This is a genomic window from Pseudomonas sp. LB1P83, from assembly GCF_054897885.1.
The window spans coordinates 173,736-200,231 of sequence record NZ_CM142709.1; the positions used below are offsets into that span (position 1 = coordinate 173,736).

Below are 26,496 nucleotides of genomic sequence, written 5' to 3' on the forward strand. Positions count from 1 at the left end.
GGTCAGGTATGCGCTTTCGCGCGATGGTAGCTGCCGTAGGGATGTTGTTTTTGGCGGTGACCGTCGACGCTGTGGCCGAGACAAAGGTCAACAGCGTTCGCCTGTGGCGGGCGCCGGACAACACGCGGCTGGTGTTCGACTTGTCCGGGCCGGTGCAACACAGCGTGTTCACCCTGACCGCACCTGATCGGCTGGTGATCGACATCAATGGCGCCACCCTGGGTGCGCCGTTGAACGTCAACAGCGCCAATAGCCCGATCACTGCCATGCGCTCGGCTCAACGCACGCCGACCGATCTGCGGGTGGTCATCGACCTGAAAAAAGCCGTCACGCCAAAAAGTTTTACCCTGGCGCCAAACGCCCAGTACGGCAATCGCCTGGTGGTCGACTTGTTCGATAACGCCGCCGATGCCGCGCCGATTCCTGCGCCGACCAACGTCGCGACCGTCGCACCGGTGCCTGTCACCCCGATCGATCCCCCGGTCAAACTGCCGCCCGCGCCGGCCGGCAAGCGTGACATCATCGTCGTGATCGACGCCGGTCACGGCGGCGAAGACCCGGGTGCCTCGGGCTCTCGCGGTCAGCGTGAAAAAGACGTGGTGCTGGCCATCGCCCGCGAGCTGCAACGCCAGGTCAACGGCATGAAAGGCTTCCGCGCCGAACTGACCCGTACCGGCGACTACTTCATTCCGTTGCGCGGCCGTACCGAAATCGCCCGCAAAAAAGGCGCCGACCTGTTCGTGTCGATCCACGCCGATGCCGCGCCTTCGGCTGCTGCGTTCGGTGCATCGGTGTTCGCCTTGTCTGATCGCGGCGCCACCTCGGAGACCGCCCGTTGGCTGGCCGACAGCGAAAACCGTTCCGACTTGATCGGCGGTGCCGGCAACGTCAGCCTCGACGACAAGGACCGAATGCTTGCTGGCGTGCTCCTCGATTTGTCGATGACCGCCTCCCTGACATCCAGCCTGAACGTTGGCCAAAAAGTCTTGAGCAACATCGGCCGCGTCACGCCGCTGCACAAACAGCGCGTGGAGCAGGCCGGGTTCATGGTGCTGAAGTCGCCGGACATTCCATCGATCCTGGTGGAAACCGGGTTCATCTCCAACGCCAACGAAGCTTCCAAGCTGGCTGCAGCAAACCACCAGCAGGCGCTGGCGCGTTCGATCAGCAGCGGCGTGCGCCAGTTCTTCCAGCAGAACCCTCCGCCAGGCACCTACATCGCCTGGTTGCGTGATTCCGGCAAAATCGCCCAGGGTCCACGTGACCATCGGGTGAACCCGGGCGAGACGCTGGCGATGATTGCCGTGCGTTATCAGGTGTCTCCGGCCACCTTGCGCAGCGCCAATAACCTGCAAAGCGACGAGCTGAAAATCGGTCAGAACCTGACCATTCCCGGCACTGAACTGGCGTCCAAAGAATGAACCAGGTGCTGACCAATACGGCTCGCATCGAGCTGCTCAGCCCGCGACTGGCGAACCAGATTGCCGCCGGTGAGGTGGTTGAGCGCCCGGCCTCGGTGATCAAGGAGTTGCTGGAAAACAGCCTCGACTCCGGCGCCAGGCGCATCGATGTCGATGTGGAGCAGGGCGGCGTCAAACTGCTGCGGGTGCGGGATGACGGCAGCGGCATTTCTGCCGATGACCTGCCGCTGGCCCTGGCGCGACACGCCACCAGCAAGATCCGCAACCTCGAAGACCTCGAACAGGTCATGAGCCTCGGGTTTCGTGGTGAAGCCCTCGCTTCGATCAGCTCCGTGGCGCGTCTGACCCTGACGTCCCGCACCAAGGATGCCGATCAGGCCTGGCAGGTCGAGACCGAAGGTCGGGACATGGCGCCTCGCGTCCAACCCGCGGCCCACCCGGTGGGCACCTCGGTTGAAGTGCGCGACCTGTTCTTCAACACCCCGGCACGGCGCAAATTCCTCAAGACCGAAAAAACCGAATTCGATCACCTGCAAGAAGTGATCAAACGTCTGGCGTTGGCGCGTTTCGACGTGGCGTTCCATTTGCGTCACAACGGCAAAACCATCCTCAGCCTGCACGAAGCCCATGACGACGCAGCTCGCGCGCGGCGAGTGGCGGCCATCTGCGGCTCGGGTTTCCTCGAGCAGGCGCTGCCGATCGAAATCGAGCGCAACGGCCTGCATTTGTGGGGTTGGGTCGGGTTGCCGACGTTCAACCGCAGTCAGGCGGATTTGCAGTATTTCTTTGTGAACGGCCGTGCCGTGCGCGACAAACTGGTGGCCCACGCGGTGCGCCAGGCGTATCGCGACGTGCTGTTCAATGGCCGGCACCCGACGTTCGTGCTGTTTTTCGAGGTCGATCCGGCCGGTGTCGACGTCAACGTGCACCCGACCAAGCACGAAGTGCGTTTCCGTGACGGGCGCATGGTTCACGATTTCCTCTACGGCACCTTGCACCGCGCCTTGGGTGATGTGCGGCCGGATGATCATTTGGCTGCGACTGTTGCGACGGCGAATGTTCGCCCGTCCGGTATCGATGCCGGCGAGTTCGGTCCACAGGGCGAAATGCGCCTTGCAGCCAATGCGTTGCTGGAGCAGCCCCAGGCGCAGCCGTCGTTCAACACCGCGGCGGGCTCGGGCGCAGGCGCGGGTTATCAGTATCAGTACACGCCGCGCCCTCAGTCCGGCGTGCCGGCGGCTGAGGCTCAGGCTGCGTACAAGGAGTTTTTTGCGCCGCTGCCTGAAGCTAACGCTGCTGCACTTCCAGCCGGGCAGGACGATATTCCACCGTTGGGTTACGCTTTGGCGCAGCTCAAAGGCATCTACATTCTTTCTGAAAACGCCCAGGGCCTGGTGCTGGTGGACATGCACGCCGCCCACGAGCGGATCATGTACGAGCGCCTGAAGATCGCCATGGCCAGCGAAGGCCTGAGCGGCCAGCCGCTGTTGGTCCCGGAATCGTTGGCGGTGAGCGAGCGCGAAGGCGATTGCGCCGAAGAAAACGTCGCATGGTTCCAGCGCCTTGGCTTTGAGTTGCAGCGTTTGGGCCCGGAAACGCTGGCGATCCGACAAATTCCGGCGTTGCTCAAGCAGGCGGAAGCCAACCGCTTGGTCAGCGATGTTCTGGCCGATCTGATGGAATACGGCACCAGTGACCGCATTCAGGCTCATCTCAACGAATTGCTCGGCACCATGGCCTGTCACGGCGCGATCCGGGCGAATCGGCGTTTGGCGTTGCCGGAAATGAACGGTCTGCTGCGGGACATGGAAAACACCGAGCGCAGCGGTCAATGCAACCATGGCCGACCGACCTGGACCCAACTGGGTCTGGACGATCTGGACAAACTGTTCTTGCGCGGTCGTTGATGAGCCAGCTCCCACCTGCGATTTTCCTGATGGGCCCGACCGCAGCGGGCAAGACTGATCTGGCCATCGAGCTGACCAAGGTCCTGCCTTGCGAGCTGATCAGTGTCGATTCGGCGCTGGTCTATCGCGGCATGGACATCGGCACCGCCAAACCCTCGAAAGAGATTCTGGCCGAGTTTCCGCACCGGTTGATCGATATTCTCGACCCGGCCGAGAGCTATTCGGCCGCCGATTTCCGTCGCGATGCGCTGGAAGCCATGGCCGAGATCACTTCGAGAGGCAAAATTCCGCTGCTTGTAGGCGGCACGATGCTCTACTACAAGGCTTTGGTCGAAGGCCTGGCAGAAATGCCGGCGGCCGATCCCGAGGTTCGCGCGCAAATTGAAGAAGAGGCTGAACGCCTTGGCTGGCAAGCCTTGCACGACCAGTTGGCGGTCATTGATCCGGTTTCTGCTGCACGTATTCATCCGAACGATCCGCAGCGACTCAGTCGAGCGCTGGAAGTTTATCGCGTCAGCGGTCAGAGCATGACCGAGCTGCGACTGAGACAAAGTGCGCAAAGTACTGAAGCAGCCGCTTCGGGACTGCAACAATTGCCCTATACTGTCGCGAACTTGGCCATTGCTCCGGCAAATCGCCAGGTACTGCACGAGCGAATTAAACAAAGATTCACAGTTATGTTGGAACAGGGATTCATTGACGAGGTCGTAGCCCTGCGTAAACGGAGTGACCTGCATTCAGGGTTGCCGTCTATACGTGCGGTAGGCTACCGACAAGTCTGGGACTACCTGGATGGCAAGCTGACACAAGCCGAGATGCAGGAGCGTGGAATCATTGCCACGCGCCAATTGGCAAAGCGTCAGTTCACCTGGCTGCGCAGTTGGGCTGATTTACACTGGCTGGACAGCCTGGATTGCGACAATCTGCCGCGCGCCTTGAAATACCTGGGGACCATCTCCATATTGAGCTGAGTCCTTGCAATTGCCGTCTATCCTTGGGGGTGTGACGGCCACAAGCCATCTGTTTACCTATTTTTTATATTGAATCCTTAAAGGAGTGCGGCACATGTCAAAAGGGCATTCGCTACAAGACCCTTACTTGAATACTTTACGTAAAGAGAAAGTTGGGGTGTCCATCTACCTGGTCAACGGGATCAAACTGCAAGGCACGATCGAGTCTTTCGACCAGTTCGTTATCCTGCTGAAAAACACCGTCAGCCAGATGGTTTACAAACACGCTATCTCTACAGTGGTGCCGGTTCGTCCAATTCGTCTGCCTAGCGCAACCGAATCCGAAGCAGGTGACGCTGAGCCAGGTAACGCCTGATAGGAGTCTCCTTTGTTCTTTGAGCGCCACGGTGGTGGTGAGCGAGTCATCCTCGTTCACTTGGATGGACAGGACCCTGAGGCGCGCGAAGATCCGCAGGAGTTTCAGGAGTTGGCTAATTCGGCCGGCGCCGAGACCGTTGCGTTTTTTAACGTGCCGCGTCATCGGCCAACCGCCAAATTCCTGATTGGCAGCGGCAAGGTCGAGGAACTACGCGACCTGGTGCATGCCGAAAAGGCCGATCTGGTGATCTTCAATCACATCCTCACGCCCAGTCAGGAACGTAACCTCGAACGTGTTTTCGAGTGTCGCGTGATCGACCGCACCGGTCTGATTCTCGATATTTTCGCCCAACGTGCCCGTACCCATGAAGGCAAGCTCCAGGTCGAACTGGCCCAGCTTGACCACATGAGCACCCGGCTGGTTCGTGGCTGGACTCACCTTGAGCGTCAAGGTGGCGGTATCGGCATGCGTGGCCCGGGTGAAACCCAACTGGAAACCGACCGCCGTTTGCTGCGGGTTCGCCTGCGACAGATCAAGGGTCGGTTGGAAAAAGTGCGCAGCCAGCGCGAACAGTCGCGACGTGGCCGTTCGCGTGCGGATATCCCTACCGTGTCTTTGGTGGGGTATACCAACGCCGGTAAATCCACGCTCTTCAATAACGTGACGAAATCCGACGTGTACGCGGCTGACCAGTTGTTTGCCACGCTGGACCCGACCCTGCGCCGTCTGGAACTGGACGACCTGGGGCCGATTGTCCTGGCCGACACCGTGGGTTTCATCCGCCACTTGCCCCACAAACTGGTCGAGGCATTTCGGTCTACGCTCGAAGAGTCGAGCAACTCCGACCTGCTGTTGCACGTGATTGATGCAGCCGAACCGGATCGCATGTTGCAGATCGAGCAGGTAATGGTGGTGTTGGGCGAGATTGGTGCCCAGGACTTGCCGATCCTCGAGGTCTATAACAAACTCGATTTGCTTGAAGGCGTTGAGCCACAAATCCAGCGTGACGAAAACGGCAAGCCTCAAAGGGTCTGGCTTTCGGCGCGTGATGGCAGTGGTCTGGAATTGCTTGAGCAAGCCATTGCCGAGTTGTTGGGCGGTGATTTGTTTATCGGTACCTTGCGCTTGCCTCAGCGTTTTGCGCGACTGCGTGCACAGTTTTTTGAACTGGGCGTGGTACAGAAAGAAGAACACGACGAAGAAGGTGTCAGCTTGCTGGCCGTTAGATTGCCGCGCTCGGAGCTCAATCGACTGGTCAGCCGTGAAGGCGTTGTGCCGACGGAGTTTATCGAGCAACACACTTTGCAATAAAAGCCTGAGAAAGCGGTTGTGCCGCGGTGACAGGCATTCTGTAGCATTGGTCGGCGCGCCGTGGGTGCGTCTTTGCTTTATCAGATGGAGAGCGCTATGGCTTGGAATGAGCCGGGTGGCAACTCGAATAATCAGGATCCTTGGGGTGGCAAGCGCCGCAATAACGGCGACCGCAAGGGACCACCGGATCTCGACGAGGCCTTCCGAAAGCTGCAGGAAAGCCTGAACGGGTTGTTCGGTGGTGGTAAGAAACGTGGTGATGACGGCGGTGGTTCGGGCAAGAGTGGCGGCTTCGGCGGCATTCTTGGCATCGGCCTTGTCGTGCTGGCAGCTGTTTGGCTGTACAGCGCGGTCTACGTAGTCGACGAGCAGGAGCAAGCCGTTGTGCTGCGCTTCGGCAAGTACTACGAAACCGTCGGCCCGGGCCTGAACATCTATTTTCCGCCGCTTGATCGCAAGTACCTGGAAAACGTCACGCGTGAGCGTGCCTATACCAAGCAGGGTCAAATGCTGACTGAAGACGAGAACATCGTCGAAGTGCCGCTGACCGTGCAGTACAAGATCAGCAATCTGCAGGACTTCGTGCTGAGCGTCGACCAGCCTGAAATCAGCCTGCAGCACGCGACCGAAAGTGCCTTGCGCCATGTGGTGGGTTCCACCGCGATGGACCAGGTGTTGACCGAAGGTCGTGAATTGATGGCCAGCGAAATCAAGGAGCGTCTGCAACGCTTCATGGATACCTATCGCACCGGTATCACCGTCACTCAGGTTAACGTACAGAGCGCAGCGGCACCGCGTGAAGTACAGGAAGCTTTCGATGACGTCATCCGCGCCCGTGAAGACGAGCAGCGTTCGCGCAACCAGGCTGAAACCTACGCCAACGGCGTCGTGCCGGAAGCCCGTGGTCAGGCCCAGCGCATAATCGAAGATGCCAATGGTTACCGTGACGAAACCGTCTCGCGCGCCAAGGGTGAGGCCGATCGCTTCACCAAGCTGGTCGCCGAGTACCGCAAGGCACCTGAAGTCACCCGCGAGCGTCTGTACCTGGACACCATGCAGGAAGTCTTCAGCAACACCAGCAAGGTTCTCGTGACCGGCAACAAGAATGGCCAGAGCAATCTGCTGTACTTGCCGCTGGACAAAATGGTCGAGAGTGGTCGTAGCACCGGCACTTCTGTGACCGGCGCGGCAGCCACCAGCAATGAAGCGAGCGCGCGTGCGGCAGCTGATCTGCAGCAACAGCCAGCACGTACCAGGGAGAGTCGCTGATGAGCAATAAATCGCTGATCGCCCTTATTGTCGGCGTCGTCGTGGCCATCGCTGCCTGGAACTGCTTCTACATCGTGGCTCAGACCGAGCGTGCGGTGCTGCTGCAGTTCGGTCGCGTGGTTCAGGCTGATGTCCAGCCAGGCCTGCATGTGAAAGTGCCTTACGTTAACCAGGTGCGCAAATTCGACGCACGCCTGATGACGCTGGATGCACCGACGCAACGCTTCCTGACGCTGGAAAAGAAAGCCGTGATGGTCGATGCCTACGCCAAGTGGCGCGTGAAGGACGCTGAGCGTTACTACACCGCGACCTCCGGCCTCAAGCAGATTGCCGACGAGCGTCTTTCCCGTCGTCTGGAATCCGGCCTTCGTGACCAGTTCGGTAAGCGCACGCTGCACGAAGTGGTTTCCGGTGAGCGCGACGCGCTGATGACCGACATCACGGCTTCGCTGAACAAGATGGCGGAAAAAGAGCTGGGCATCGAAGTAGTCGATGTCCGGGTCAAGGCCATCGATCTGCCGAAAGAAGTGAACCGCAGTGTGTTCGAGCGTATGAGCTCCGAGCGTGAGCGTGAAGCTCGCGAGCACCGCGCCAAGGGTAACGAACTGGCAGAAGGCATCCGTGCCGACGCCGATCGTCAACGCCGCGTGCTGCTGGCTGAAGCCTATCGTGAATCCGAAGAGGTTCGCGGTGACGGTGATGCCCAGGCTGCTGCGATCTACTCCAAGGCCTACGGCCAGGACCAGGAGTTCTACGGTTTCTACCGTAGCCTGCGTGCCTACCGTGAAAGCTTCGCGAACAAATCCGACGTCATGGTCCTTGACCCAAGCAGCGACTTCTTCCGTTACCTGGAAAAAGCCAAGCCTTGATACGACGTTGACCTGAATCATCCCCCGCCTGGCGGCTAAAGCCTCGGGCGGGGTGATCCTTTGGGAAAACGTGTGTATGATGCGGCAGCCGGGAAATTCCCGGCTTTTTTGCGTCTGCACGTTTGATTGCTGTTTTTATGCAGATGTGCGAGTTGAATGACTCGACAGGTTTTTCGAGGAAAGTGGTGGGCGAAGCCGGTTTCAGGCTTTTCGCCACGTTGTTTATGCGCGTGGTTTGCACATGAGCCGATCATTTTCTGCTTCACTCAAGGCTCGCCCAACGGCTGGCCGCCCGGATCATAGGGGAATGGCGTAATGGCAACGGTAGACCGCTGGCTGCTGCCAGATGGCATCGAAGAAGTACTGCCACCAGAGGCGGCGCGCATTGAAGTAGCGCGTCGTCAGGTGTTGGATCTGTTCCAGAGCTGGGGTTACGAGTTTGTCGTGACTCCCCATATCGAGTACCTGGAATCCCTGCTGACCGGCGCGGGCTCGGACCTCGATCTGCGTACCTTCAAGGTCATCGACCCGCAATCGGGCCGGCAGATGGGCTTTCGTGCCGACATCACGCCGCAAGTGGCGCGCATCGATGCGCACACCCTGCGTCGCGAAGGTCCGAGCCGTCTGTGCTATGCCGGCAGCGTGCTGCATGCCCAGCCCCGCGCCTTGTCGTCCTCGCGCAGCCCGATCCAGCTGGGCGCCGAGTTGTACGGCGATGCCAGCCCGAGCAGCGACGTGGAAGTCATCAGCCTGATGCTGGCCATGCTGCAACTGGCCGATGTGCCGGATGTGCACATGGACCTCGGTCATGTTGGCATCTACCGCGGCCTGGCCCGTGCGGCCGGTTTGTCCGGTGAAGTTGAACAGCAGTTGTTCGATGCGTTGCAACGCAAGGCGATCGACGAGGTCATTACCTTGACCGAAGGCTTGCCTGCCGATCTGTCGGGCATGCTGCGAGCGTTGGTCGGTTTGTGTGGCGGTCGCGAAGTATTGGACGCTGCCCGCGAGCGTCTGGCGAAAGCACCGGCGCCTGTTCTGGCGGCGCTGGACGATTTGCTGGCGATTGCCGAGCGTCTGTCCACGCGTTTTCCGGATTTACCGCTTTACTTCGATCTGGGCGAGTTGCGCGGCTACCACTACCACACTGGTGTAGTGTTCGCGGTGTTCGTGCCGGGTGTTGGTCAGTCCATCGCTCAGGGCGGTCGTTACGACGACATCGGCGCCGACTTCGGTCGCGCACGTCCGGCAACCGGCTTCTCTACCGATTTGAAAACCCTGGTGACCCTGGGGCGTGCTGAGATCGAGCTACCGTCTGGCGGTATCTGGATGCCTGACAGTACGGATGCGGCACTCTGGCAGCAGGTTTGCCAGTTGCGCAGTGAGGGTCAGCGTGTCGTTCAGGCGTTGCCTGGACAACCTTTGGCCGCCGCCCGTGAAGCGGACTGCGACCGGCAATTGATTCAGCAGAACGGGCTTTGGCAAGTATCGCCACTGGCTTCTTGAGTTTTCCCGCCGGCTGCGGCCGGCACCAAGTTTGCGCGAATGAGGACAAGTGTTATGGGTAAGAATGTCGTAGTCCTGGGCACCCAATGGGGTGATGAGGGCAAAGGCAAGATCGTTGATCTGCTGACCGAACATGCTGCCGCCGTAGTGCGCTACCAGGGTGGCCACAACGCTGGTCACACTCTGGTGATCGATGGCGAAAAAACCGTCTTGCACCTGATCCCGTCGGGCGTGCTGCGCGAAGGCGTGCAGTGCCTGATCGGCAACGGCGTGGTGGTTGCACCCGACGCTCTGCTGCGGGAAATCATCAAGCTGGAAGAGAAAGGCGTACCGGTGCGTGAGCGCCTGCGTATCAGCCCGTCCTGCCCGCTGATCCTGTCCTACCACGTAGCGCTGGACCAGGCCCGTGAAAAGGCCCGTGGCGAGCTGAAGATCGGTACTACCGGTCGCGGCATCGGCCCGGCTTACGAAGACAAGGTTGCTCGTCGCGGCCTGCGCATCGGTGACCTGTTCCACCGTGAGCGTTTTGCCGCCAAGCTGGGCGAGTTGCTGGATTACCACAACTTCGTTCTGGTCAATTACTACAAAGAGCCGGCAATCGACTTCCAGAAGACTCTGGACGAGTGCATGGAATACGCCGAGCTGCTGAAGCCGATGATGCTCGACGTCACCGCCGAGCTGCACGAGCTGCGTCGCGCTGGCAAAGACATCATGTTCGAAGGCGCCCAAGGCTCCTTGCTGGACATCGACCACGGTACCTACCCGTACGTCACCAGCTCCAACACCACCGCGGGCGGCATTGCCACCGGTTCGGGGTTTGGCCCGATGTACCTGGATTACATCCTCGGCATCACCAAGGCTTACACCACTCGCGTCGGTTCGGGTCCGTTCCCGACTGAGCTGTTCGACGACGTTGGCGCCTTCCTGGCCAAGCGTGGCCACGAGTTCGGTGCTACCACCGGCCGTGCCCGTCGTTGCGGCTGGTTCGATGCCGTCATCCTGCGTCGCGCGATCGACGTCAACAGCATCTCGGGCCTGTGCCTGACCAAGCTGGACGTGCTGGACGGTCTGGAAACCATCAACATCTGTGTTGGCTACAAGAACCAGGATGGTGCAGTGATCGACGCACCGACTGACGCCGACAGCTACATCGGCCTGGAGCCGGTGTACGAAGAGATGCCAGGCTGGACCGAATCCACCGTCGGCGCCAAGACGCTGGAAGAGCTGCCGCAAGCTGCTCGCAACTACATCAAACGCGTTGAAGAGTTGGTCGGTGCGCCGATTGACATTATTTCGACGGGCCCGGACCGCAACGAAACCATCGTTTTGCGTCACCCGTTCGCTTAATAAGTCGTTGATGTAAAAAGCAAAGGGTCCTTAATTGGACCCTTTGTCGTTTCTGCCTGCCGGACGGCATGACCTTTGCTGTGATGTTGAATAAAAGCATCGCTTCCAGCGCGCCATCAATTTAATGGCGCCAAAGCAGAGGGATTCCAAGTGTCGGCCGTTCTCTCATTGTTACAAAGCCGTTTGTTGCGGCCTGTGTTCGTTACCCTTGGTATCGCCCTTTTGGTGCAGGTGCTGGTGGCTGTCGCCCTGACTCGGAGCACAGTGACTGCGCTTGAGGCTGAACTCGGTGTGCGCCTGGGTGCGGACAGTCAAAAACTCTCTGGCGAGCTTGAGCAGGCCGGACGTGAAGTCACGTCGAGCCTGGACAACCTCTCCACCAGCACCCGCCAGCGACTCACTGCCGGCCTGTCTACGCGATTGAAAGACGAGCAGGTGCAACTGCGTGCAACGTTGGAGAAGGATCTGAAAGATTCGGCCAACGACATGGCGCAACTGTTGGCCTCGGTCGCCCCGCGCGCCATGTGGGACAGCGACGTTCCAACCCTGTCCGAATTCGCCCGCCGGGCGCAGCGCAATCCCAACGTGTTGTTCGTGGTGTATGACGATGCGACGGGTCAGCACCTGACGCGTTACCTCAACCGCGAAAACCCGATCAACAAGGCGCTTCTGGAGAAAGGCCAGGGCGAACGGGCGCTGGACAAGGTGCTGGATGCGGCGAAGAACGATCCGTCGGTCTACTACCTCGAAGCCTCGATCAACCCCAACGGCGTGGAAATCGGCAAGGTCTTGATGGGCGTCTCCACCGCTTCGGTGGAAACCGATCTGGCAGCCCTGGATAAACGTTTTGCGGCGCTGATCGCCAGTGGTGATCAACTGGTCGGCGACAGCCTCAAAGGCGCGGCTGCCGACAGCGCCACCGCGATGCGTGCGCGTCTGACGTCCGCGCAGGCCACGGCGTCGGAAATGAAGGCCAACACCACCAGCACCGTGCAGGAAGCGGCGTCGACGTTGCGCTGGCGCATCGGGATGTTCCTGGCGTTGGTCGGTTGCGGTGTGCTGCTGTTGCTCGCTGTGGTGTTGGGCCGTCGAGTGGTCAATCGCTTGAAATTGCTCATCGCCGCGATGGATGACCTGGCGGCGGGTGAGGGTGACCTGACCAAGCGTGTGCAGATCAACAGCAAAGACGAAATCGGCGACATGGCCGCGGCGGTCAACCGCTTTGTGGATAAGTTGCAGCCAATCGTGCGCGAAGCGGGCGATGTGGCTCAGCGCACCGGTGTGGAAATCGGCGCCATGACCCTGCGCAATGCTGGAGCCGATAAAGCGGCGGGCATGCAGCGCGATGAAGTGGCCGAGAGCCTGCGCGCGTTGTCGCAGATGGCGGATGAAGCGCAGTCAGAAAGCCACGCCATGCAGGCAGCGTTGCAGCAGGTGGTGGACATTCGTTCGGCCACCGATGAAAACACCCGGACCTCGGCAAAAGTCGGCAGCCTGATCGAGGCGTTGGCCGGGCAGGTCGATACCGGGTCGAAAGTCATCGAACGGCTGGCGCAGCAGAGTGAACAGATTGAAGTGGTGCTGACGGTGATTCACGGGATCGCCGAACAGACCAACCTGCTGGCACTGAACGCCGCCATCGAAGCGGCGCGTGCCGGCGAGACCGGTCGCGGCTTTGCGGTGGTGGCGGACGAAGTCCGGGCGCTGGCCAGCAAGACCCAGAGTTCTACCGGCGACATCCAGGCGCACATCGTGGCCTTGCAGCAAGGTGCGCGTGAGGCGGTGGCCGCGATTGGCCAGGCCGGGCGTCAGGCCAATGAAGGTTTGCTGGTATTGCGTGATAGCGCAAGATTGCAGCAATCGGTGCAGGCATCGGTCGAGCAGGTGCATGCGGCGATTGGTCTGGCAACGCAGGCAGCAGCCCATCAGGCGCAAGGCGCGCAAGCGGTAAGAGGTCGGGTTGAGACCATTCATGCACAGGCTGAGAAAGCGGCTCAGGCGGTGGTGGAAACCACGGCCAGTGGCAAGGTGCTGGATGGCTTGGCAGCGCAATTGAAGGCTAGCCTGGGGCAGTTCAGGGCTTAGGATTTGTATTGGTTGGTTTGACGCCTTCGCGGGCAAGCCTCGCTCCTACGGATGACGCGATCCAAAGGTAGGAGCGAGCGGTGCGGCGATCCGACTTGCCCGCGAAGCTTTTCAGCGGCTCAAATACATCCGCGTCGTCAGTAGATAAACCGGTACCCCCGACACCAGAATCAACAACGCCGCATAAGGCGCCGCCGCCGCAAACTCCACATTCGCGGTATGCGCCCAAACCTCAGTCGCCAACGTATTGAGCCCGGTCGGACTCAACAACAGCGTCGCCGTCAGTTCCTTCATCGCATCCAGAAACACCAGCGCGAACGCCGCCCCCAGCGCCGGGAAGATGATCGGCAGCGTCACCCGACAGAACGCACTGAAAGACGACGCCCCCAGCGTGCGTGCCGCCTCTTCCAGTTGTGGCGCGGCCTTGTTCAGCGCCGTGCGAATCGGTGCCTGAGCCAGAGGCAAAAACAGCAGCGCATAAGCGATCAGCAGCAACGCCGAAGTCTGGTACAGCGCCGGCACGTAGTGCAGGGCGAAATACACCAGTGTCAGCGCAATCACCAAGCCTGGCAGCGCGTGCAGCAGATACGGCAAGCGCTCGGCCCAGATCGCCAGTCGGCCTTTATGACGCACCACCAGCAGCCCCACCGGCACCGCCAGCACCAGGCACAGCGCAGCGCCGCCCAACGACAACGCCAGGGAGGACAGCAGCGCCTCGCTGATCGCCGCCACCGGGAATGCCGCCGAAGATCCCACTGCCAGCCAGTACGCGAGCATCCCCAGCGGAATACCGCTGCCGATGATTGCCAGCGCCAGGCAGTAAACCTGTCCGGCAACCGTCCATTGTCCCAGCCTGACCTGTTCCGCCTGCCGTGCTGCGCCTTGGCCTGTGCGCACGTGCCGGCCGTTGCCGCGTACTCGCAGCTCAAGCCACAACAACACCAGACAAAGCGCCAGAAGCACCGCCGACAGCATTGCTGCGTTGGCGTTACTGAATTCCAGTTCGAACTGCTGATAGATCGCGGTGGTGAAGGTTTGCAGGCCGATGATCGACAGGGCGCCAAATTCCACCAGCATGTGCAGCGCGATCAGCAGCGAGCCGGCCAGCAATGACGGCCAGAGCAGCGGCAGGGTGATTCTGAAAAACACGCCCCAACGATTCTGCCCAAGGGTCCGTGCGGACTCTTCAAGAGAAGGATCGAGATTGCGCAGGGTCGCCGCGACTGGCAGAAATATCAGTGGGTACTTCGACAGGGTCATCACCAGGATCGCCCCGCCCAAGCCTTCAAAATGTGCGCTCAGGGACACCCAGGTAAAACTGCTGACGAACGCCGGCACGGCGAACGGCAAGCACAGGATCACGCCCCACAACCGCCGTCCCGGCAAATTGCTGCGTTCCAGCAGCCAGGCAAGGGACAAGCCGATCACGCCGCACGCGACTGTCACGCCGACCATCAGCGCCAACGTATTGCGCAACAGCCCGAACACGTAAGGCCGCCACAGCAGATGCAGCGCCTCGGCCCAACCGGCCTGCCAGGTCTTGAGCCCGACATACACCAGTGGCAGAAGACTGAGTACCACCAGCAGCAAAACCGGCAGCAGCAGCCAGATCGACGGCCGCTTGCGCCGTGGTACGTAACCCCCGCGCGAGGCGGGGGCGGATAACGATGCGCTCATCAGTTCAGGCCAACGTCACGTTCCAGGTCCAGGGCTTCTTCGGCGTTGCCGAGGTCGGCCGGAGTGGCTTTCGGTGCCTCGAGTTCGCTGAATGGCTTGAGGCCTCGATCGGATTCCATGCCTTTGTGCAGCGGGTATTCGGCGGTGGTCTGGGTGATCACGCGCTGACCTTCTTCGCTGGCCATGTAGGCGAGGAATTGCTGGGCTTCTTTTGGATGCTTGCTGGATTTCAGCACCGCGGCGCTGGAAACAGTGATCAATCCGCCGACGTCGCCGCCGGTGAAGTAATGCAGTTTCGAATCGAGCTGGCCTTTTTCACGCTGCAAGGCGAACCAGTAGTAATTGTTCACCAGCACGGTCGCGACTTCGCCGTTTTCCACGGCCTTCAGCGCAACCATGTTGTTGCTGTAAGTCTTGCCGAACGCGCGCAGGCCGGTCAGCCATTCTTCGGCTGCGTCCATGCCGTGCACTTTGATGATTGCCACGGCCTGTTCCTGGAACGCGCCGCTGGTAGGCACGAAGCCGACCTTGCCTTGCCATTTCGGATCGGAGAATTCCATGACCGACTTGGGCAGGTCTTTTTCATCGATCAGTTTCGGGTTGAAAGCGACGACGCGGACCCGAGCGGTGATGCCGATCCAGGTGCCATTGCCGGCGACGTAGTCTTTTGGCAGAACGGCGAGGGTGGCGGCATCGGTCTGGGCCAGCAGGCCTTGTTCGCCGAGCTTATTCAGCGGTGGCGATTCTTCGGTGTAGATCACATCGGCAGGGGAGCGATCACCTTCTTCAACGACCTGGCTGGCGAGCTGGTTGCTGCTGCCTTTGCGCACATTGACGTGAATGCCGGTCTTGGCTTCGAAGGCTTTGGCGATGGCGTCGCCGACTTCCTTGTGTTGGCCGTTGTAGAGCGTCAGGGAAACTGGGTCGGCAGCCTGGGTGAGGGGAGTGGCGAGTACCAGGCCGAGCAGGGTGAAGGTCAGGCCGCGGCGCAGGGTATTTCGAAACATCATTCGCAGGGTTCCTCACTGTCGCATTGCAAAAACTTGAAACAATGATAAACGATATTGTTTCTCAAGTGCGCCTTGCGGGGCTGGGAAGTGTTTGCTAGAGCGGCTGCTACAGGTCGTGTGTTTCTCAATGGGGGGAGATTATTTTCGGAAGCCAGAAACGCAAAAACCCGCTTTCGCGGGTTTCTGTGAAATTCAAGATCGTGACCTTGAATTTGAATTGGTGCCCAGAAGAAGACTCGAACTTCCACGACCTTGCGGTCACCAGCACCTGAAGCTGGCGTGTCTACCAATTTCACCATCTGGGCATAATCTTCAGCGTTGCCGCTGTTGATGTGGCGCACTATACGGAGAGCGTTTTGATCTGTAAACCCCTGATTTAGATTTAATAAATCAGATGTTTAGAATGCAAAAAACCCGCTTTCGCGGGCTTTTGTGTGAGCCTTGAAATTGATCTAATCTCAAGCTCAGAATTGGTGCCCAGAAGAAGACTCGAACTTCCACGACCTTGCGGTCACCAGCACCTGAAGCTGGCGTGTCTACCAATTTCACCATCTGGGCAGTATCGGCAACGCTAGTGCGTCGTCGATGGCGCGCACTATACGGAGCGTCTTTTTAACTGTAAACCCCCGACATCAAAAAAACCTGGAAAATTTTACCAACGGCATTTAAATCAGCTTTGCGCTGTCGATATAAGACTTTAGATGGGCTCTCACAGCCTGAAATTTCCCGTTTCATTACGCCTATGCCAAACTAACCCGCATATAGACAAGGTGAAAACTCTCTAATGGCCGATTGGCAGTCCCTCGATCCCGAGGCCGCTCGTGAAGCGGAAAAATATGAAAACCCTATTCCTAGCCGCGAACTGATCCTTCAGCATCTTGCTGATCGGGGTTCGCCTGCTAACCGCGAGCAACTGGTCGAAGAGTTTGGTCTGACCACAGAAGACCAGATCGAAGCCCTGCGCCGCCGTCTGCGCGCCATGGAGCGCGATGCTCAACTCATCTATACCCGTCGCGGCACGTATGCGCCGGTGGACAAGCTCGACCTGATCCTCGGCCGCATCAGCGGTCACCGTGACGGCTTCGGCTTCCTGGTCCCGGACGACGGCAGTGACGACCTGTTTATGAGCCCGGCGCAAATGCGTCTGGTGTTCGATGGCGACCGTGCCCTGGCCCGTGTTTCTGGTCTGGACCGTCGCGGTCGCCGCGAAGGCATGATCGTCGAAGTGGTCTCCCGCGCTCACGAAACCATCGTCGGCCGTTACTTCGAAGAGGGCGGTATCGGCTTCGTGGTTGCGGACAATCCGAAGATTCAGCAAGAAGTGCTGGTCACCCCGGGTCGCAACGCCAATGCCAAGGTCGGTCAATTCGTCGAAGTGAAGATCACTCACTGGCCGACGCCACGCTTCCAGCCGCAAGGCGACGTGGTTGAAGTCGTGGGCAACTACATGGCGCCGGGCATGGAAATCGATGTCGCTCTCCGCGCGTACGATATCCCGCACGTCTGGCCTGAGGCGGTCTTGAAAGAAGCCGCCAAGCTCAAGCCTGAAGTTGAAGAGAAAGACAAAGAGAAGCGCATCGACCTGCGTCACCTGCCGTTCGTGACCATCGACGGTGAAGACGCGCGCGACTTCGATGACGCCGTTTACTGCGAAGCCAGGCCGGGCAAGCTGCGCCTGTTCTCCGGCGGCTGGAAGTTGTACGTGGCGATTGCCGATGTTTCCAGCTACGTGAAAATCGGTTCGGCCCTGGATAACGAATCCCAGGTTCGCGGCAACTCGGTGTACTTCCCCGAGCGAGTGGTGCCGATGCTGCCGGAGCAGCTGTCCAACGGACTGTGCTCGCTGAACCCGCACGTCGATCGCCTGGCCATGGTCTGCGAGATGACCATCTCGAAAACCGGCGAGATGACGGATTATTGCTTCTACGAAGCGGTGATCCACTCCCACGCGCGCCTGACCTACAACAAGGTCAGCTCGATGCTGGAGACGCCGAAACTCACAGAGGCGCGTCAGCTTCGCGGCGAGTACAACGATGTTCTGCCGCACCTGAAGCAGCTTTACGCACTGTACAAAGTGCTGCTGGGCGCTCGTCACGTGCGTGGCGCGATCGATTTCGAAACTCAGGAAACCCGGATCATCTTCGGCACTGAGCGCAAGATTGCCGAAATCCGTCCGACCGTTCGTAACGATGCGCACAAGCTGATCGAGGAGTGCATGCTGGCGGCCAACGTGGCCACGGCTGAATTCCTCAAGAAGCACGAAATCCCTGCGCTGTATCGCGTTCACAACGGCCCGCCACCGGAACGTCTGGAAAAACTGCGTGCCTTCCTCGGCGAGCTCGGCCTGTCCCTGCACAAAGGCAAGGACGGACCGTCGCCGAAGGATTACCAGGCATTGCTGGCCAGCATCAAGGACCGTCCGGATTTCCATCTGATCCAGACCGTCATGCTGCGCTCGTTGAGCCAGGCGGTGTACAGCGCCGATAACCAGGGCCACTTCGGCCTGAATTACGAAGCCTATACCCACTTCACCTCGCCGATCCGCCGCTACCCGGACTTGCTCACGCACCGGGCGATCCGCAGTGTCATCCATTCCAAGCAGGACACTCCGCACGTTCGCCGTGCCGGCGCGATGACCATTCCGAAAGCGCGCATCTATCCGTACGACGAAGCGGCGCTGGAACAGCTCGGCGAGCAATGCTCGATGAGCGAACGCCGTGCCGACGAAGCCACCCGCGACGTGGTGAACTGGCTCAAGTGCGAGTTCATGAAAGACCGCGTGGGCGAATCGTTCCCGGGTGTGATTACCGCCGTGACCGGTTTTGGCCTGTTCGTCGAGCTGACCGATATCTACGTCGAAGGCTTGGTGCACGTCACCGCGCTGCCGGGCGATTACTACCACTTCGATCCTGTGCACCACCGCCTCGCCGGTGAGCGTACCGGTCGCAGCTTCCGCCTTGGCGACACCGTTGAAGTGCGCGTGATGCGCGTTGACCTCGACGAACGCAAGATCGACTTCGAGATGGCCGAAAAAACCATCAGCGCGCCGATCGGTCGCAAGAAGCGCGGTACTGAAAAGGCTGAGCCAGCTTCCAAGACTGCTGCGAAAACAGCTGCAGAGCCGGCACCGGCGAAAAGCGGTCGTCGTCCTGCCAAGGAAAAGGCTGTCGAAGCCTATCGCCCAAGCGATGCCGCGGCGAAGAATGCCGAACTGCGTAAAAGCCGTGAATTGAAACAGGCGTTGCTGTCTGAAGCGAAAAGCGGCGGTAAAGCGGCGTCTGGGGGAAAGACCGGACGGTCGGCGCCTGACAAGGCTCCCGGCAGCAAGCCAAGCAAACACCGTAAAGGCCCGCCGAAAGCGGGTTCGGCTCCAGCCAAAAGCGGCGGGTCGCGTAAACCTAAGGCCAAGTCATGAGTCAGTTGGAAAAGATCTACGGCGTGCACGCAGTAGAAGCGTTGCTGCGTCACCACCCGAAACGCGTCAAGCAGATCTGGCTGGCTGAAGGCCGCAGTGAGCCGCGTGTACAGGCGCTGATCGCGCTGGCGAATGAAAATCGCGTGCCCGTCGGCAACGCCGAGCGTCGTGAACTCGATGCCTGGGTGGATGGTGTGCACCAAGGCGTGGTCGCGGACGTGAGTCCGAGCCAGGTCTGGGGCGAGGCGATGCTCGACGAGTTGCTGGATCGCTCTGAAGGCGCACCGCTACTGCTGGTGCTCGACGGCGTGACCGACCCGCACAACCTCGGCGCTTGCCTGCGTTCGGCCGATGCGGCCGGTGCGCTGGCGGTGATTGTGCCGAAGGACAAGTCTGCGACCTTGACCCCGACAGTGCGTAAAGTTGCCTGCGGTGCAGCGGAAGTGATTCCGTTGGTCGCCGTGACCAACCTGGCGCGCACCCTGGAAAAACTCAAGCAGCGCGGTTTGTGGGTTGTCGGTACGGCGGGCGAAGCTGAGCAGAGTCTGTATCAGCAAGACATGACCGGCCCGACCATCCTGATCATGGGCGCGGAAGGCAGCGGCATGCGTCGCCTGACTCGCGATCTTTGCGACTATCTGGTGCACCTGCCGATGACCGGCAGCGTCAGCAGTCTCAACGTTTCCGTGGCTACTGGAGTGTGCCTGTTTGAAGCCCAGCGCCAGCGCAGCGTAAAAGCCGCCGGGGCCGCCAACGCCAAGAAGTCCTGATTCATCGCGGCAGCCTTGCTTCTGTAGGAGCGAGGCTCGCCCGCGAAGAACGATAACGCGGTATTCCTGAAAGATCGCGCAGCTCCGATCGCGGGCAAGCCTCGCTCCTACAGGGATGATGCGGTGGTTGTTCAAATAATCACCAATTGCCTTGCACCTCTCCTGCCCCTTCTCTACAATTGCGCCCCTTGCTGTGACGGCAGGCACGCATGTGTCTACGCGAGCAAGTCCATAAGTGTCATTCACTCCTTGTCTGACCGCTTTTTAGCGGCAGGCTACAACCCGTAAGGAGCATTCATGCGTCATTACGAAATCATCTTTTTGGTCCACCCGGATCAAAGCGAGCAAGTCGGCGGCATGGTAGAGCGTTACACCAAGCTGATCGAAGAAGACGGCGGCAAAATCCACCGTCTGGAAGATTGGGGCCGTCGTCAACTGGCCTACGCAATCAACAATGTTCACAAGGCTCACTACGTGATGCTGAACGTTGAGTGCACTGGCAAGGCCCTGGCCGAGCTGGAAGACAACTTCCGCTACAACGATGCAGTGATCCGTAACCTGGTCATCCGTCGCGAAGAAGCCGTTACCGGCCAATCCGAGATGCTCAAGGCTGAAGAAAACCGCAGTGAGCGCCGTGAGCGTCGCGACCGTCCTGAGCACGAAGGCGCTGAAAGCGCTGATAGTGATGACAGCGACAACAGCGATAACGCTGACGAGTAATCCACGGACCTTTTAAGGAGCCTATCAAATGGCACGTTTCTTCCGTCGTCGTAAATTCTGCCGCTTCACCGCTGAAGACGTGAAAGAGATCGATTACAAAGATCTCAACACTCTGAAAGCTTATGTATCCGAGACCGGCAAAATCGTTCCAAGCCGTATCACCGGTACCAAAGCACGTTATCAGCGTCAGCTGGCCACCGCTATCAAGCGCGCCCGCTTCCTGGCCCTGCTGGCCTACACCGACAGCCACGGCCGCTGAGACCGGGCAGTCGACACGTAGCAAAGGATTGAAAGCATGCGTGCCATAGCTGAGTTCATCATGCGCGGCCGTATGCAGGCCACTCTCGTAGTGGCTGGATGCGCGGCATTGCCGTTGTTGTATTGGTTGGGTGCTGCCGCTGGATGCTTCGTGCTCCTGCGGCGCGGATTGAAGGACGCCATTGGCGTACTTGCTCTGGGACTGCTGCCAGCGTTGATCTGGTGGCTTTACTCCGATGACCCACGGGCACTTCTGGTGCTGCTGGGGTCTTGGAGCCTTGCGTTGGTTTTGCGCGCAAGCGAGTCCTGGAACCGCGTGCTGCTGGTCAGCATAGCGATGGGAGTGGTGTTTGCAGTGGTGCTGGGGACAGTTTTTGCTCCCCAAATCGAGATGCTGGCGCAGGCTTTGATAAAAGTCATGCCGTCGCTCCTCGGTGATGTCTACCAGAAGTTGTCGGTAGACGAGCAAGCGCATTTTGCGTCCCTGATTGCACCGGTCCTGACCGGCCTGATTGCGGCCTTGTTGCAAATCGTCAGTGTGCTGAGCCTGATTGTAGGGCGCTACTGGCAGGCGTTGTTGTACAACCCGGGTGGTTTTGGTCGCGAGTTTCGCGCCATTCGATTCCCGCTTTTACCAGCGATGTTGCTGCTGGCGTTCATGCTTCTGGGACCGAACATCGGTCCACAGATGGCCATGTTGACGCCGTTGTGCAGCGTACCGCTGGTGTTCGCCGGGCTGGCCCTGATTCACGGGCTGGTGGCGCAAAAGCGACTGGCCAGGTTCTGGCTGGTGGGGTTGTACGTCACGCTGTTGCTGTTCATGCAGCTGATCTATCCGTTGCTGGTGGTCTTGGCCATCGTCGACAGCCTGATTGATTTTCGCGGTCGTTCGGCGCCGAAAGACGCCGATAGCGCGAACGGTGAAGGTTAAAAGTTAAGAGGATTTTCACATGCAACTGATCCTTCTGGAAAAAGTCACCAACCTGGGCAACCTGGGTGACAAAGTAAACGTTAAGGCTGGTTACGGTCGTAACTACCTGCTGCCTTACGGCAAAGCTACCGCTGCGACCGCTGCCAACCTGGCTGCGTTCGAAGAGCGTCGCGCTGAGCTGGAAAAAGCCGCAGCAGACCGTAAAACTTCGGCTGAAAGCCGTGCCGCCCAACTGGCTGAGCTGGAAGTGACTATCACTGCCACCGCTGGTGACGAAGGCAAGCTGTTCGGCTCGATCGGTACTCACGACATCGCTGATGCACTGACCGCCTCTGGCGTTGAAGTTGCAAAAAGCGAAGTTCGTCTGCCGAACGGCACCATCCGCAACGTAGGCGAATTCGACGTAGCCGTGCACCTGCACGCCGAAGTTGAAGCCACCGTACGCGTTGTCGTGGTAGCAGCTTAAGCAGCACTTGTCGGCTGGCACCCTCGGGTGCTTACCGGTAACATCGGGCACGATCCTGTTTACAGGTCGTGCCCTTTGTCTTTCTGATCCCCCCTAATTCCAAGTGGCCATGAACGATATCTCCGCACCCGAGCAATACGATCTGCAAACCGCTTCCCTGAAAGTGCCACCGCACTCCATCGAGGCCGAACAGGCCGTGCTCGGTGGTTTGATGCTGGACAACAACGCCTGGGAACGCGTGCTGGATCAAGTGTCGGACGGCGATTTCTATCGACATGACCACCGCCTGATCTTCCGCGCGATTGCCAAGCTCGCCGACCAGAACTCCCCCATCGACGTCGTGACCCTTGCCGAGCAATTGGACAAGGAAGGTCAGACGTCGCAAGTCGGCGGCCTCGGTTACCTGGGTGAGTTGGCAAAAAACACGCCGTCCGTCGCCAACATCAAGGCGTATGCGCAGATCGTCCGCGCTCGGGCGACGTTGCGTCAGTTGATCGGTATCGCCACCGAGATTGCCGACAGCGCTTTCAACCCGGAAGGGCGCACGGCTGAAGAGATCCTCGACGAAGCTGAACGACAGATCTTCCAGATCGCCGAGGCCCGGCCAAAAACCGGCGGCCCGGTGAGCGTGAATGACCTGCTGACCAAGGCCATCGACCGCATCGATACCTTGTTCAACACCGACAATGCCATCACTGGCCTGTCGACTGGTTACACCGACCTCGACGGGATGACCAGCGGCCTGCAGCCGTCCGACCTGATCATCGTCGCCGGCCGTCCGTCCATGGGTAAAACCACCTTTGCGATGAACCTGGTGGAAAACGCCGTGTTGCGCAGCGACAAGTGCGTATTGGTTTACTCGCTGGAGATGCCAGGCGAATCGCTGATCATGCGTATGTTGTCGTCGCTGGGCCGTATCGACCAGACCAAGGTCCGTGCCGGTCGCCTGGAAGACGACGATTGGCCGCGCCTGACCTCGGCGGTCAACCTGCTTAACGATCGCAAGCTGTTCATCGACGATACGGCGGGCATCAGCCCTTCGGAAATGCGTGCGCGGACCCGGCGTCTGGTTCGTGAGCACGGCGATGTCGGCCTGATCATGATCGACTACCTGCAGTTGATGCAGATCCCGGGTTCGGGCGGTGACAACCGGACCAACGAAATTTCCGAGATCTCCCGTTCCTTGAAGGCGCTGGCCAAGGAATTCAATTGCCCGGTGGTGGCGCTGTCCCAGCTCAACCGCTCCCTGGAGCAACGACCGAACAAACGCCCGATCAACTCCGACCTCCGGGAATCCGGAGCGATCGAGCAGGATGCTGACGTGATCATGTTCGTGTACCGGGACGAGGTGTACCACCCGGAAACCGAGCACAAAGGCATCGCCGAGATCATCATCGGCAAACAGCGGAACGGCCCGATCGGTACGTCGCGGCTGGCGTTCATCGGTAAGTACACCCGCTTCGAAAACCTGGCGCCGGGCAGCTACAACTTCGACGACGAATAGTCGGCGTCTATTCGGGCCTCTTCGCGGGCAAGCCTCGCTCCTACAGATCATGTGTCGTTCGCGCAATCGTGACTCAACACAAAACCTGTAGGAGCGAGGCTTGCCCGCGAATGGGGTCGACACCGATTTCCGACCATAGCCGTCGGAATTGGTTATTTTTTGTGCTATATTCCGCGCCCGCGATTTTTCATCTCAACACCGGTCATCGTCATGCAAACAGCCAAGCCGTTATTTGACTATCCCAAGTACTGGGCCGAATGTTTCGGTCCAGCGCCATTCCTGCCGATGAGCAGGGAGGAGATGGATCAGCTTGGCTGGGATTCCTGCGACATCATCATCGTCACCGGTGATGCCTACGTCGATCACCCGTCTTTCGGTATGGCAATCATCGGCCGGCTGTTGGAGTCGCAAGGCTTTCGCGTCGGGATCATTGCCCAGCCAAACTGGCAGTCCAAAGACGACTTCATGAAGCTCGGCGAGCCGAACCTGTTTTTCGGCGTCGCGGCCGGCAACATGGATTCGATGATCAACCGCTACACCGCCGACAAGAAAATCCGTTCTGACGACGCCTACACCCCCGGTGGCCTGGCGGGCAAACGTCCGGACCGCGCGAGTCTGGTTTACAGCCAGCGCTGCAAGGAAGCCTACAAGGACGTGCCGATCGTGCTCGGTGGCATCGAAGCTTCGCTGCGCCGTATCGCCCATTACGATTACTGGCAGGACCGGGTTCGCAACTCGATCCTGATCGACGCTTGCGCCGACATCCTGCTCTACGGCAACGCCGAGCGTGCGATCGTCGAAGTCGCCCAGCGTCTGTCCTACGGTCACAAGATCGAAGACATCACCGATGTGCGTGGCACCGCGTTCATCCGTCGCGATACGCCGAAAGACTGGTACGAAGTCGATTCCACGCGTATCGACCGTCCGGGCAAGGTCGACAAGATCATTAACCCGTACGTGAATACTCAAGACACCCAGGCCTGCGCCATTGAGCAGGAAAAGGGTCCGGTTGAGGATCCAAGCGAAGCCAAGGTCGTGCAGATCCTGGCCAGCCCGAAAATGACCCGCGACAAGACCGTGATTCGTCTGCCTTCGGTTGAGAAAGTCCGCGGTGACGCGGTTCTTTATGCTCACGCCAACCGCGTGCTTCACCTGGAAACCAACCCGGGCAACGCCCGTGCGCTGGTGCAGAAGCACGGCGAAGTCGACGTCTGGTTCAACCCGCCGCCGATTCCGATGACCACCGAAGAAATGGACTACGTGTTCGGCATGCCCTATGCACGCGTTCCGCACCCGGCGTACGGCAAGGAAAAAATCCCGGCCTACGACATGATCCGCTTCTCGGTGAACATCATGCGCGGCTGCTTCGGCGGCTGCACGTTCTGCTCGATCACCGAGCACGAAGGCCGGATCATCCAGAACCGTTCCGAAGAGTCGATCATTCGCGAAATCGAAGAGATCCGCGACAAGGTCCCAGGCTTTACCGGCGTCATTTCCGACCTCGGCGGCCCGACCGCGAACATGTATCGCATCGCTTGCAAAACGCCTGAAATCGAATCCGCGTGCCGCAAGCCGTCGTGCGTGTTCCCCGGCATCTGCCCGAACCTGAACACCGACCACTCGTCGCTGATTCAGCTCTATCGCAGCGCCCGTGCGTTGCCGGGTGTGAAGAAGATCCTGATCGCGTCCGGCCTGCGTTACGACCTTGCGGTCGAGTCGCCGGAATACGTCAAGGAACTGGTGACTCACCACGTTGGTGGTTACCTGAAGATCGCCCCGGAACATACCGAGGAAGGTCCGCTCAACCAGATGATGAAGCCGGGCATTGGCAGCTATGACAAGTTCAAGCGCATGTTCGAGAAGTACTCCAAGGAAGCCGGGAAAGAGCAGTACCTGATTCCGTACTTCATCGCCGCTCACCCGGGCACCACCGACGAAGACATGATGAACCTGGCCTTGTGGCTCAAAGGCAACGGCTTCCGTGCCGACCAGGTGCAGGCGTTCTACCCGTCGCCGATGGCCACCGCCACCGCGATGTACCACTCGGGCAAGAACCCGCTGCGTAAGGTCACTTACAAGAGCGACGCCGTGACCATCGTCAAGAGCGAAGAGCAGCGCCGTTTGCATAAAGCGTTCTTGCGTTATCACGACCCGAAAGGCTGGCCGATGCTGCGCGAAGCGCTGACCCGCATGGGTCGCGCCGACCTGATCGGGCCGGGCAAGAATCAGTTGATCCCGCTGCACCAGCCAGCGACCGACAGCTACCAGAGCGCCCGTCGCAAGAACTCGACACCGGCCGGCAGCCATAAAGTGGCGGGTGAGAAAACCACCAAGATCCTGACCCAGCACACCGGCCTGCCACCGCGCGCCAGTGATGGCGGCAATCCGTGGGACAAACGTGAACAGGCCAAGGCGGCGGCATTCGCCCGCAACCAGCAGGCGGCCAAGGAGCGCAAGGATGCGGCTAAAGGCAAAGGGCCGAAGCCTGCGCGTAAGCCGGTTGTACCGCGCTAAGCCTCGCTTGAGCTGAACAGAACGCCAACCTTCGGGTTGGCGTTTTGCGTTGTGGATGTCGGGAAATGATCGTTCCCACGCGGGAGTGGAACGAGAAGCTGTGTTGGGGCATCTGGCCTCTTCGCGGGCAAGTCGGGTCGCCGCATCGCACGCTCCTACAGGTCATGTGTCGCTAACGGAATCGTGATTC

20 protein-coding genes and 2 tRNA genes are annotated in these 26,496 nt (G+C 59.7%); 18 read left to right on the forward strand and 4 right to left on the reverse strand.

All coding sequences use genetic code 11. The annotated features are described in order from the left end of the window. The first annotated feature begins 41 nt into the window (after positions 1-41). The 10 genes from ACYZTY_RS00710 (at position 42) to ACYZTY_RS00755 (ending at position 13,041) form a co-directional block, all read left to right on the forward strand. A complete protein-coding gene (locus ACYZTY_RS00710) occupies positions 42-1,421 on the forward strand; it encodes an N-acetylmuramoyl-L-alanine amidase (protein ID WP_461959228.1) in 1,380 nt (459 codons plus the stop codon). Then, the gene (mutL, locus tag ACYZTY_RS00715; protein WP_461956894.1) at positions 1,418-3,328 is read left to right on the forward strand and encodes a DNA mismatch repair endonuclease MutL; all 1,911 of its coding nucleotides are present in this window, start codon (positions 1,418-1,420) and stop codon (positions 3,326-3,328) included. The genes ACYZTY_RS00710 and mutL overlap by 4 nt, the downstream gene beginning before the upstream one ends. Next, positions 3,328-4,299, forward strand: a complete 972-nt coding sequence (gene miaA, locus ACYZTY_RS00720) for a tRNA (adenosine(37)-N6)-dimethylallyltransferase MiaA (protein ID WP_461956895.1) — start codon at positions 3,328-3,330, stop codon at positions 4,297-4,299. The genes mutL and miaA overlap by 1 nt, the downstream gene beginning before the upstream one ends. 94 nt (positions 4,300-4,393) lie before the next feature. Beyond that, a complete protein-coding gene (hfq, locus tag ACYZTY_RS00725) occupies positions 4,394-4,654 on the forward strand; it encodes an RNA chaperone Hfq (protein WP_007902656.1) in 261 nt (86 codons plus the stop codon). Between the two features lie 12 nt (positions 4,655-4,666). Then, positions 4,667-5,968: a ribosome rescue GTPase HflX gene (gene hflX, locus ACYZTY_RS00730; RefSeq protein WP_461956896.1), complete on the forward strand. Its 1,302-nt coding sequence runs from the start codon at positions 4,667-4,669 to the stop codon at positions 5,966-5,968. Between the two features lie 96 nt (positions 5,969-6,064). Further along, complete coding sequence (hflK, locus tag ACYZTY_RS00735; protein ID WP_131058812.1) at positions 6,065-7,237, forward strand: FtsH protease activity modulator HflK; 1,173 nt, start codon at positions 6,065-6,067, stop codon at positions 7,235-7,237. Next, positions 7,237-8,106: a protease modulator HflC gene (hflC, locus tag ACYZTY_RS00740; protein ID WP_131058813.1), complete on the forward strand. Its 870-nt coding sequence runs from the start codon at positions 7,237-7,239 to the stop codon at positions 8,104-8,106. Before hflK ends, hflC begins: the two co-directional genes overlap by 1 nt. Positions 8,107-8,421: 315 nt before the next feature. Further along, the gene (locus ACYZTY_RS00745; protein WP_461956897.1) at positions 8,422-9,609 is read left to right on the forward strand and encodes an ATP phosphoribosyltransferase regulatory subunit; all 1,188 of its coding nucleotides are present in this window, start codon (positions 8,422-8,424) and stop codon (positions 9,607-9,609) included. A 54-nt stretch (positions 9,610-9,663) separates the two neighbouring features. Beyond that, positions 9,664-10,956, forward strand: a complete 1,293-nt coding sequence (locus ACYZTY_RS00750) for an adenylosuccinate synthase (protein WP_010464193.1) — start codon at positions 9,664-9,666, stop codon at positions 10,954-10,956. 150 nt (positions 10,957-11,106) lie between these two features. Further along, complete coding sequence (locus ACYZTY_RS00755) at positions 11,107-13,041, forward strand: methyl-accepting chemotaxis protein (protein WP_461956898.1); 1,935 nt, start codon at positions 11,107-11,109, stop codon at positions 13,039-13,041. Between the two features lie 111 nt (positions 13,042-13,152). Here ACYZTY_RS00755 and ACYZTY_RS00760 read toward each other — a convergent pair whose 3' ends face one another. The 4 genes from ACYZTY_RS00760 to ACYZTY_RS00775 form a co-directional block, all read right to left on the reverse strand. After that, complete coding sequence (locus tag ACYZTY_RS00760) at positions 13,153-14,718, reverse strand: ABC transporter permease (RefSeq protein WP_461956899.1); 1,566 nt, start codon at positions 14,716-14,718, stop codon at positions 13,153-13,155. Further along, positions 14,718-15,728, reverse strand: a complete 1,011-nt coding sequence (locus ACYZTY_RS00765) for an extracellular solute-binding protein (protein ID WP_461956900.1) — start codon at positions 15,726-15,728, stop codon at positions 14,718-14,720. Before ACYZTY_RS00765 ends, ACYZTY_RS00760 begins: the two co-directional genes overlap by 1 nt. A 218-nt stretch (positions 15,729-15,946) precedes the next feature. Further along, positions 15,947-16,033, reverse strand: a tRNA-Leu gene (locus ACYZTY_RS00770). 166 nt (positions 16,034-16,199) lie between these two features. Beyond that, positions 16,200-16,286 (reverse strand) — tRNA-Leu (locus ACYZTY_RS00775). Positions 16,287-16,512: 226 nt separating this feature from the next. On the opposite strand from ACYZTY_RS00775, the gene rnr reads away from it, so the two are divergent. The 8 genes from rnr to ACYZTY_RS00815 all read left to right on the forward strand — a co-directional run bounded on the left by rnr (position 16,513) and on the right by ACYZTY_RS00815 (position 26,306). Then, complete coding sequence (gene rnr, locus ACYZTY_RS00780; RefSeq protein ID WP_461956901.1) at positions 16,513-19,143, forward strand: ribonuclease R; 2,631 nt, start codon at positions 16,513-16,515, stop codon at positions 19,141-19,143. Next, positions 19,140-19,913, forward strand: coding sequence for a 23S rRNA (guanosine(2251)-2'-O)-methyltransferase RlmB (gene rlmB / locus ACYZTY_RS00785; RefSeq protein WP_461956902.1), 774 nt, complete (start codon positions 19,140-19,142; stop codon positions 19,911-19,913). Before rnr ends, rlmB begins: the two co-directional genes overlap by 4 nt. A gap of 297 nt (positions 19,914-20,210) precedes the next feature. Continuing rightward, positions 20,211-20,633, forward strand: a complete 423-nt coding sequence (rpsF, locus tag ACYZTY_RS00790) for a 30S ribosomal protein S6 (protein ID WP_003217491.1) — start codon at positions 20,211-20,213, stop codon at positions 20,631-20,633. Between the two features lie 28 nt (positions 20,634-20,661). Further along, positions 20,662-20,892, forward strand: a complete 231-nt coding sequence (gene rpsR, locus ACYZTY_RS00795) for a 30S ribosomal protein S18 (RefSeq protein ID WP_002551829.1) — start codon at positions 20,662-20,664, stop codon at positions 20,890-20,892. Between the two features lie 36 nt (positions 20,893-20,928). Next, a complete protein-coding gene (locus ACYZTY_RS00800) occupies positions 20,929-21,822 on the forward strand; it encodes a hypothetical protein (protein ID WP_461956903.1) in 894 nt (297 codons plus the stop codon). Between the two features lie 19 nt (positions 21,823-21,841). Next, entirely contained in the window at positions 21,842-22,288 is a 447-nt protein-coding gene (gene rplI / locus ACYZTY_RS00805) for a 50S ribosomal protein L9 (protein WP_003197251.1), read from the forward strand. 109 nt (positions 22,289-22,397) lie between these two features. Further along, a complete protein-coding gene (dnaB, locus tag ACYZTY_RS00810) occupies positions 22,398-23,792 on the forward strand; it encodes a replicative DNA helicase (protein ID WP_131058822.1) in 1,395 nt (464 codons plus the stop codon). 210 nt (positions 23,793-24,002) lie between these two features. Beyond that, the gene (locus tag ACYZTY_RS00815) at positions 24,003-26,306 is read left to right on the forward strand and encodes a YgiQ family radical SAM protein (RefSeq protein WP_461956904.1); all 2,304 of its coding nucleotides are present in this window, start codon (positions 24,003-24,005) and stop codon (positions 26,304-26,306) included. The last annotated feature ends 190 nt before the right edge of the window (positions 26,307-26,496 follow it).

What these genes read in the sequence shown, in the direction of transcription:
- ACYZTY_RS00750 (WP_010464193.1), top strand. Translation starts at nt 9,664, where the DNA reads ATGGGTAAGAATGTCGTAGTCCTGGGCACCCAATGGGGTGATGAGGGC.
- rpsR (WP_002551829.1), top strand. Translation starts at nt 20,662, where the DNA reads ATGGCACGTTTCTTCCGTCGTCGTAAATTCTGCCGCTTCACCGCTGAA.
- rnr (WP_461956901.1), top strand. Translation starts at nt 16,513, where the DNA reads ATGGCCGATTGGCAGTCCCTCGATCCCGAGGCCGCTCGTGAAGCGGAA.
- ACYZTY_RS00800 (WP_461956903.1), top strand. Translation starts at nt 20,929, where the DNA reads ATGCGTGCCATAGCTGAGTTCATCATGCGCGGCCGTATGCAGGCCACT.
- rlmB (WP_461956902.1), top strand. Translation starts at nt 19,140, where the DNA reads ATGAGTCAGTTGGAAAAGATCTACGGCGTGCACGCAGTAGAAGCGTTG.
- ACYZTY_RS00760 (WP_461956899.1), bottom strand. Translation starts at nt 14,718, where the DNA reads ATGAGCGCATCGTTATCCGCCCCCGCCTCGCGCGGGGGTTACGTACCA.
- hflK (WP_131058812.1), top strand. Translation starts at nt 6,065, where the DNA reads ATGGCTTGGAATGAGCCGGGTGGCAACTCGAATAATCAGGATCCTTGG.
- mutL (WP_461956894.1), top strand. Translation starts at nt 1,418, where the DNA reads ATGAACCAGGTGCTGACCAATACGGCTCGCATCGAGCTGCTCAGCCCG.
- ACYZTY_RS00815 (WP_461956904.1), top strand. Translation starts at nt 24,003, where the DNA reads ATGCAAACAGCCAAGCCGTTATTTGACTATCCCAAGTACTGGGCCGAA.
- hfq (WP_007902656.1), top strand. Translation starts at nt 4,394, where the DNA reads ATGTCAAAAGGGCATTCGCTACAAGACCCTTACTTGAATACTTTACGT.
- rplI (WP_003197251.1), top strand. Translation starts at nt 21,842, where the DNA reads ATGCAACTGATCCTTCTGGAAAAAGTCACCAACCTGGGCAACCTGGGT.
- dnaB (WP_131058822.1), top strand. Translation starts at nt 22,398, where the DNA reads ATGAACGATATCTCCGCACCCGAGCAATACGATCTGCAAACCGCTTCC.
- ACYZTY_RS00765 (WP_461956900.1), bottom strand. Translation starts at nt 15,728, where the DNA reads ATGATGTTTCGAAATACCCTGCGCCGCGGCCTGACCTTCACCCTGCTC.
- rpsF (WP_003217491.1), top strand. Translation starts at nt 20,211, where the DNA reads ATGCGTCATTACGAAATCATCTTTTTGGTCCACCCGGATCAAAGCGAG.
- miaA (WP_461956895.1), top strand. Translation starts at nt 3,328, where the DNA reads ATGAGCCAGCTCCCACCTGCGATTTTCCTGATGGGCCCGACCGCAGCG.
- ACYZTY_RS00710 (WP_461959228.1), top strand. Translation starts at nt 42, where the DNA reads ATGTTGTTTTTGGCGGTGACCGTCGACGCTGTGGCCGAGACAAAGGTC.
- ACYZTY_RS00745 (WP_461956897.1), top strand. Translation starts at nt 8,422, where the DNA reads ATGGCAACGGTAGACCGCTGGCTGCTGCCAGATGGCATCGAAGAAGTA.
- hflC (WP_131058813.1), top strand. Translation starts at nt 7,237, where the DNA reads ATGAGCAATAAATCGCTGATCGCCCTTATTGTCGGCGTCGTCGTGGCC.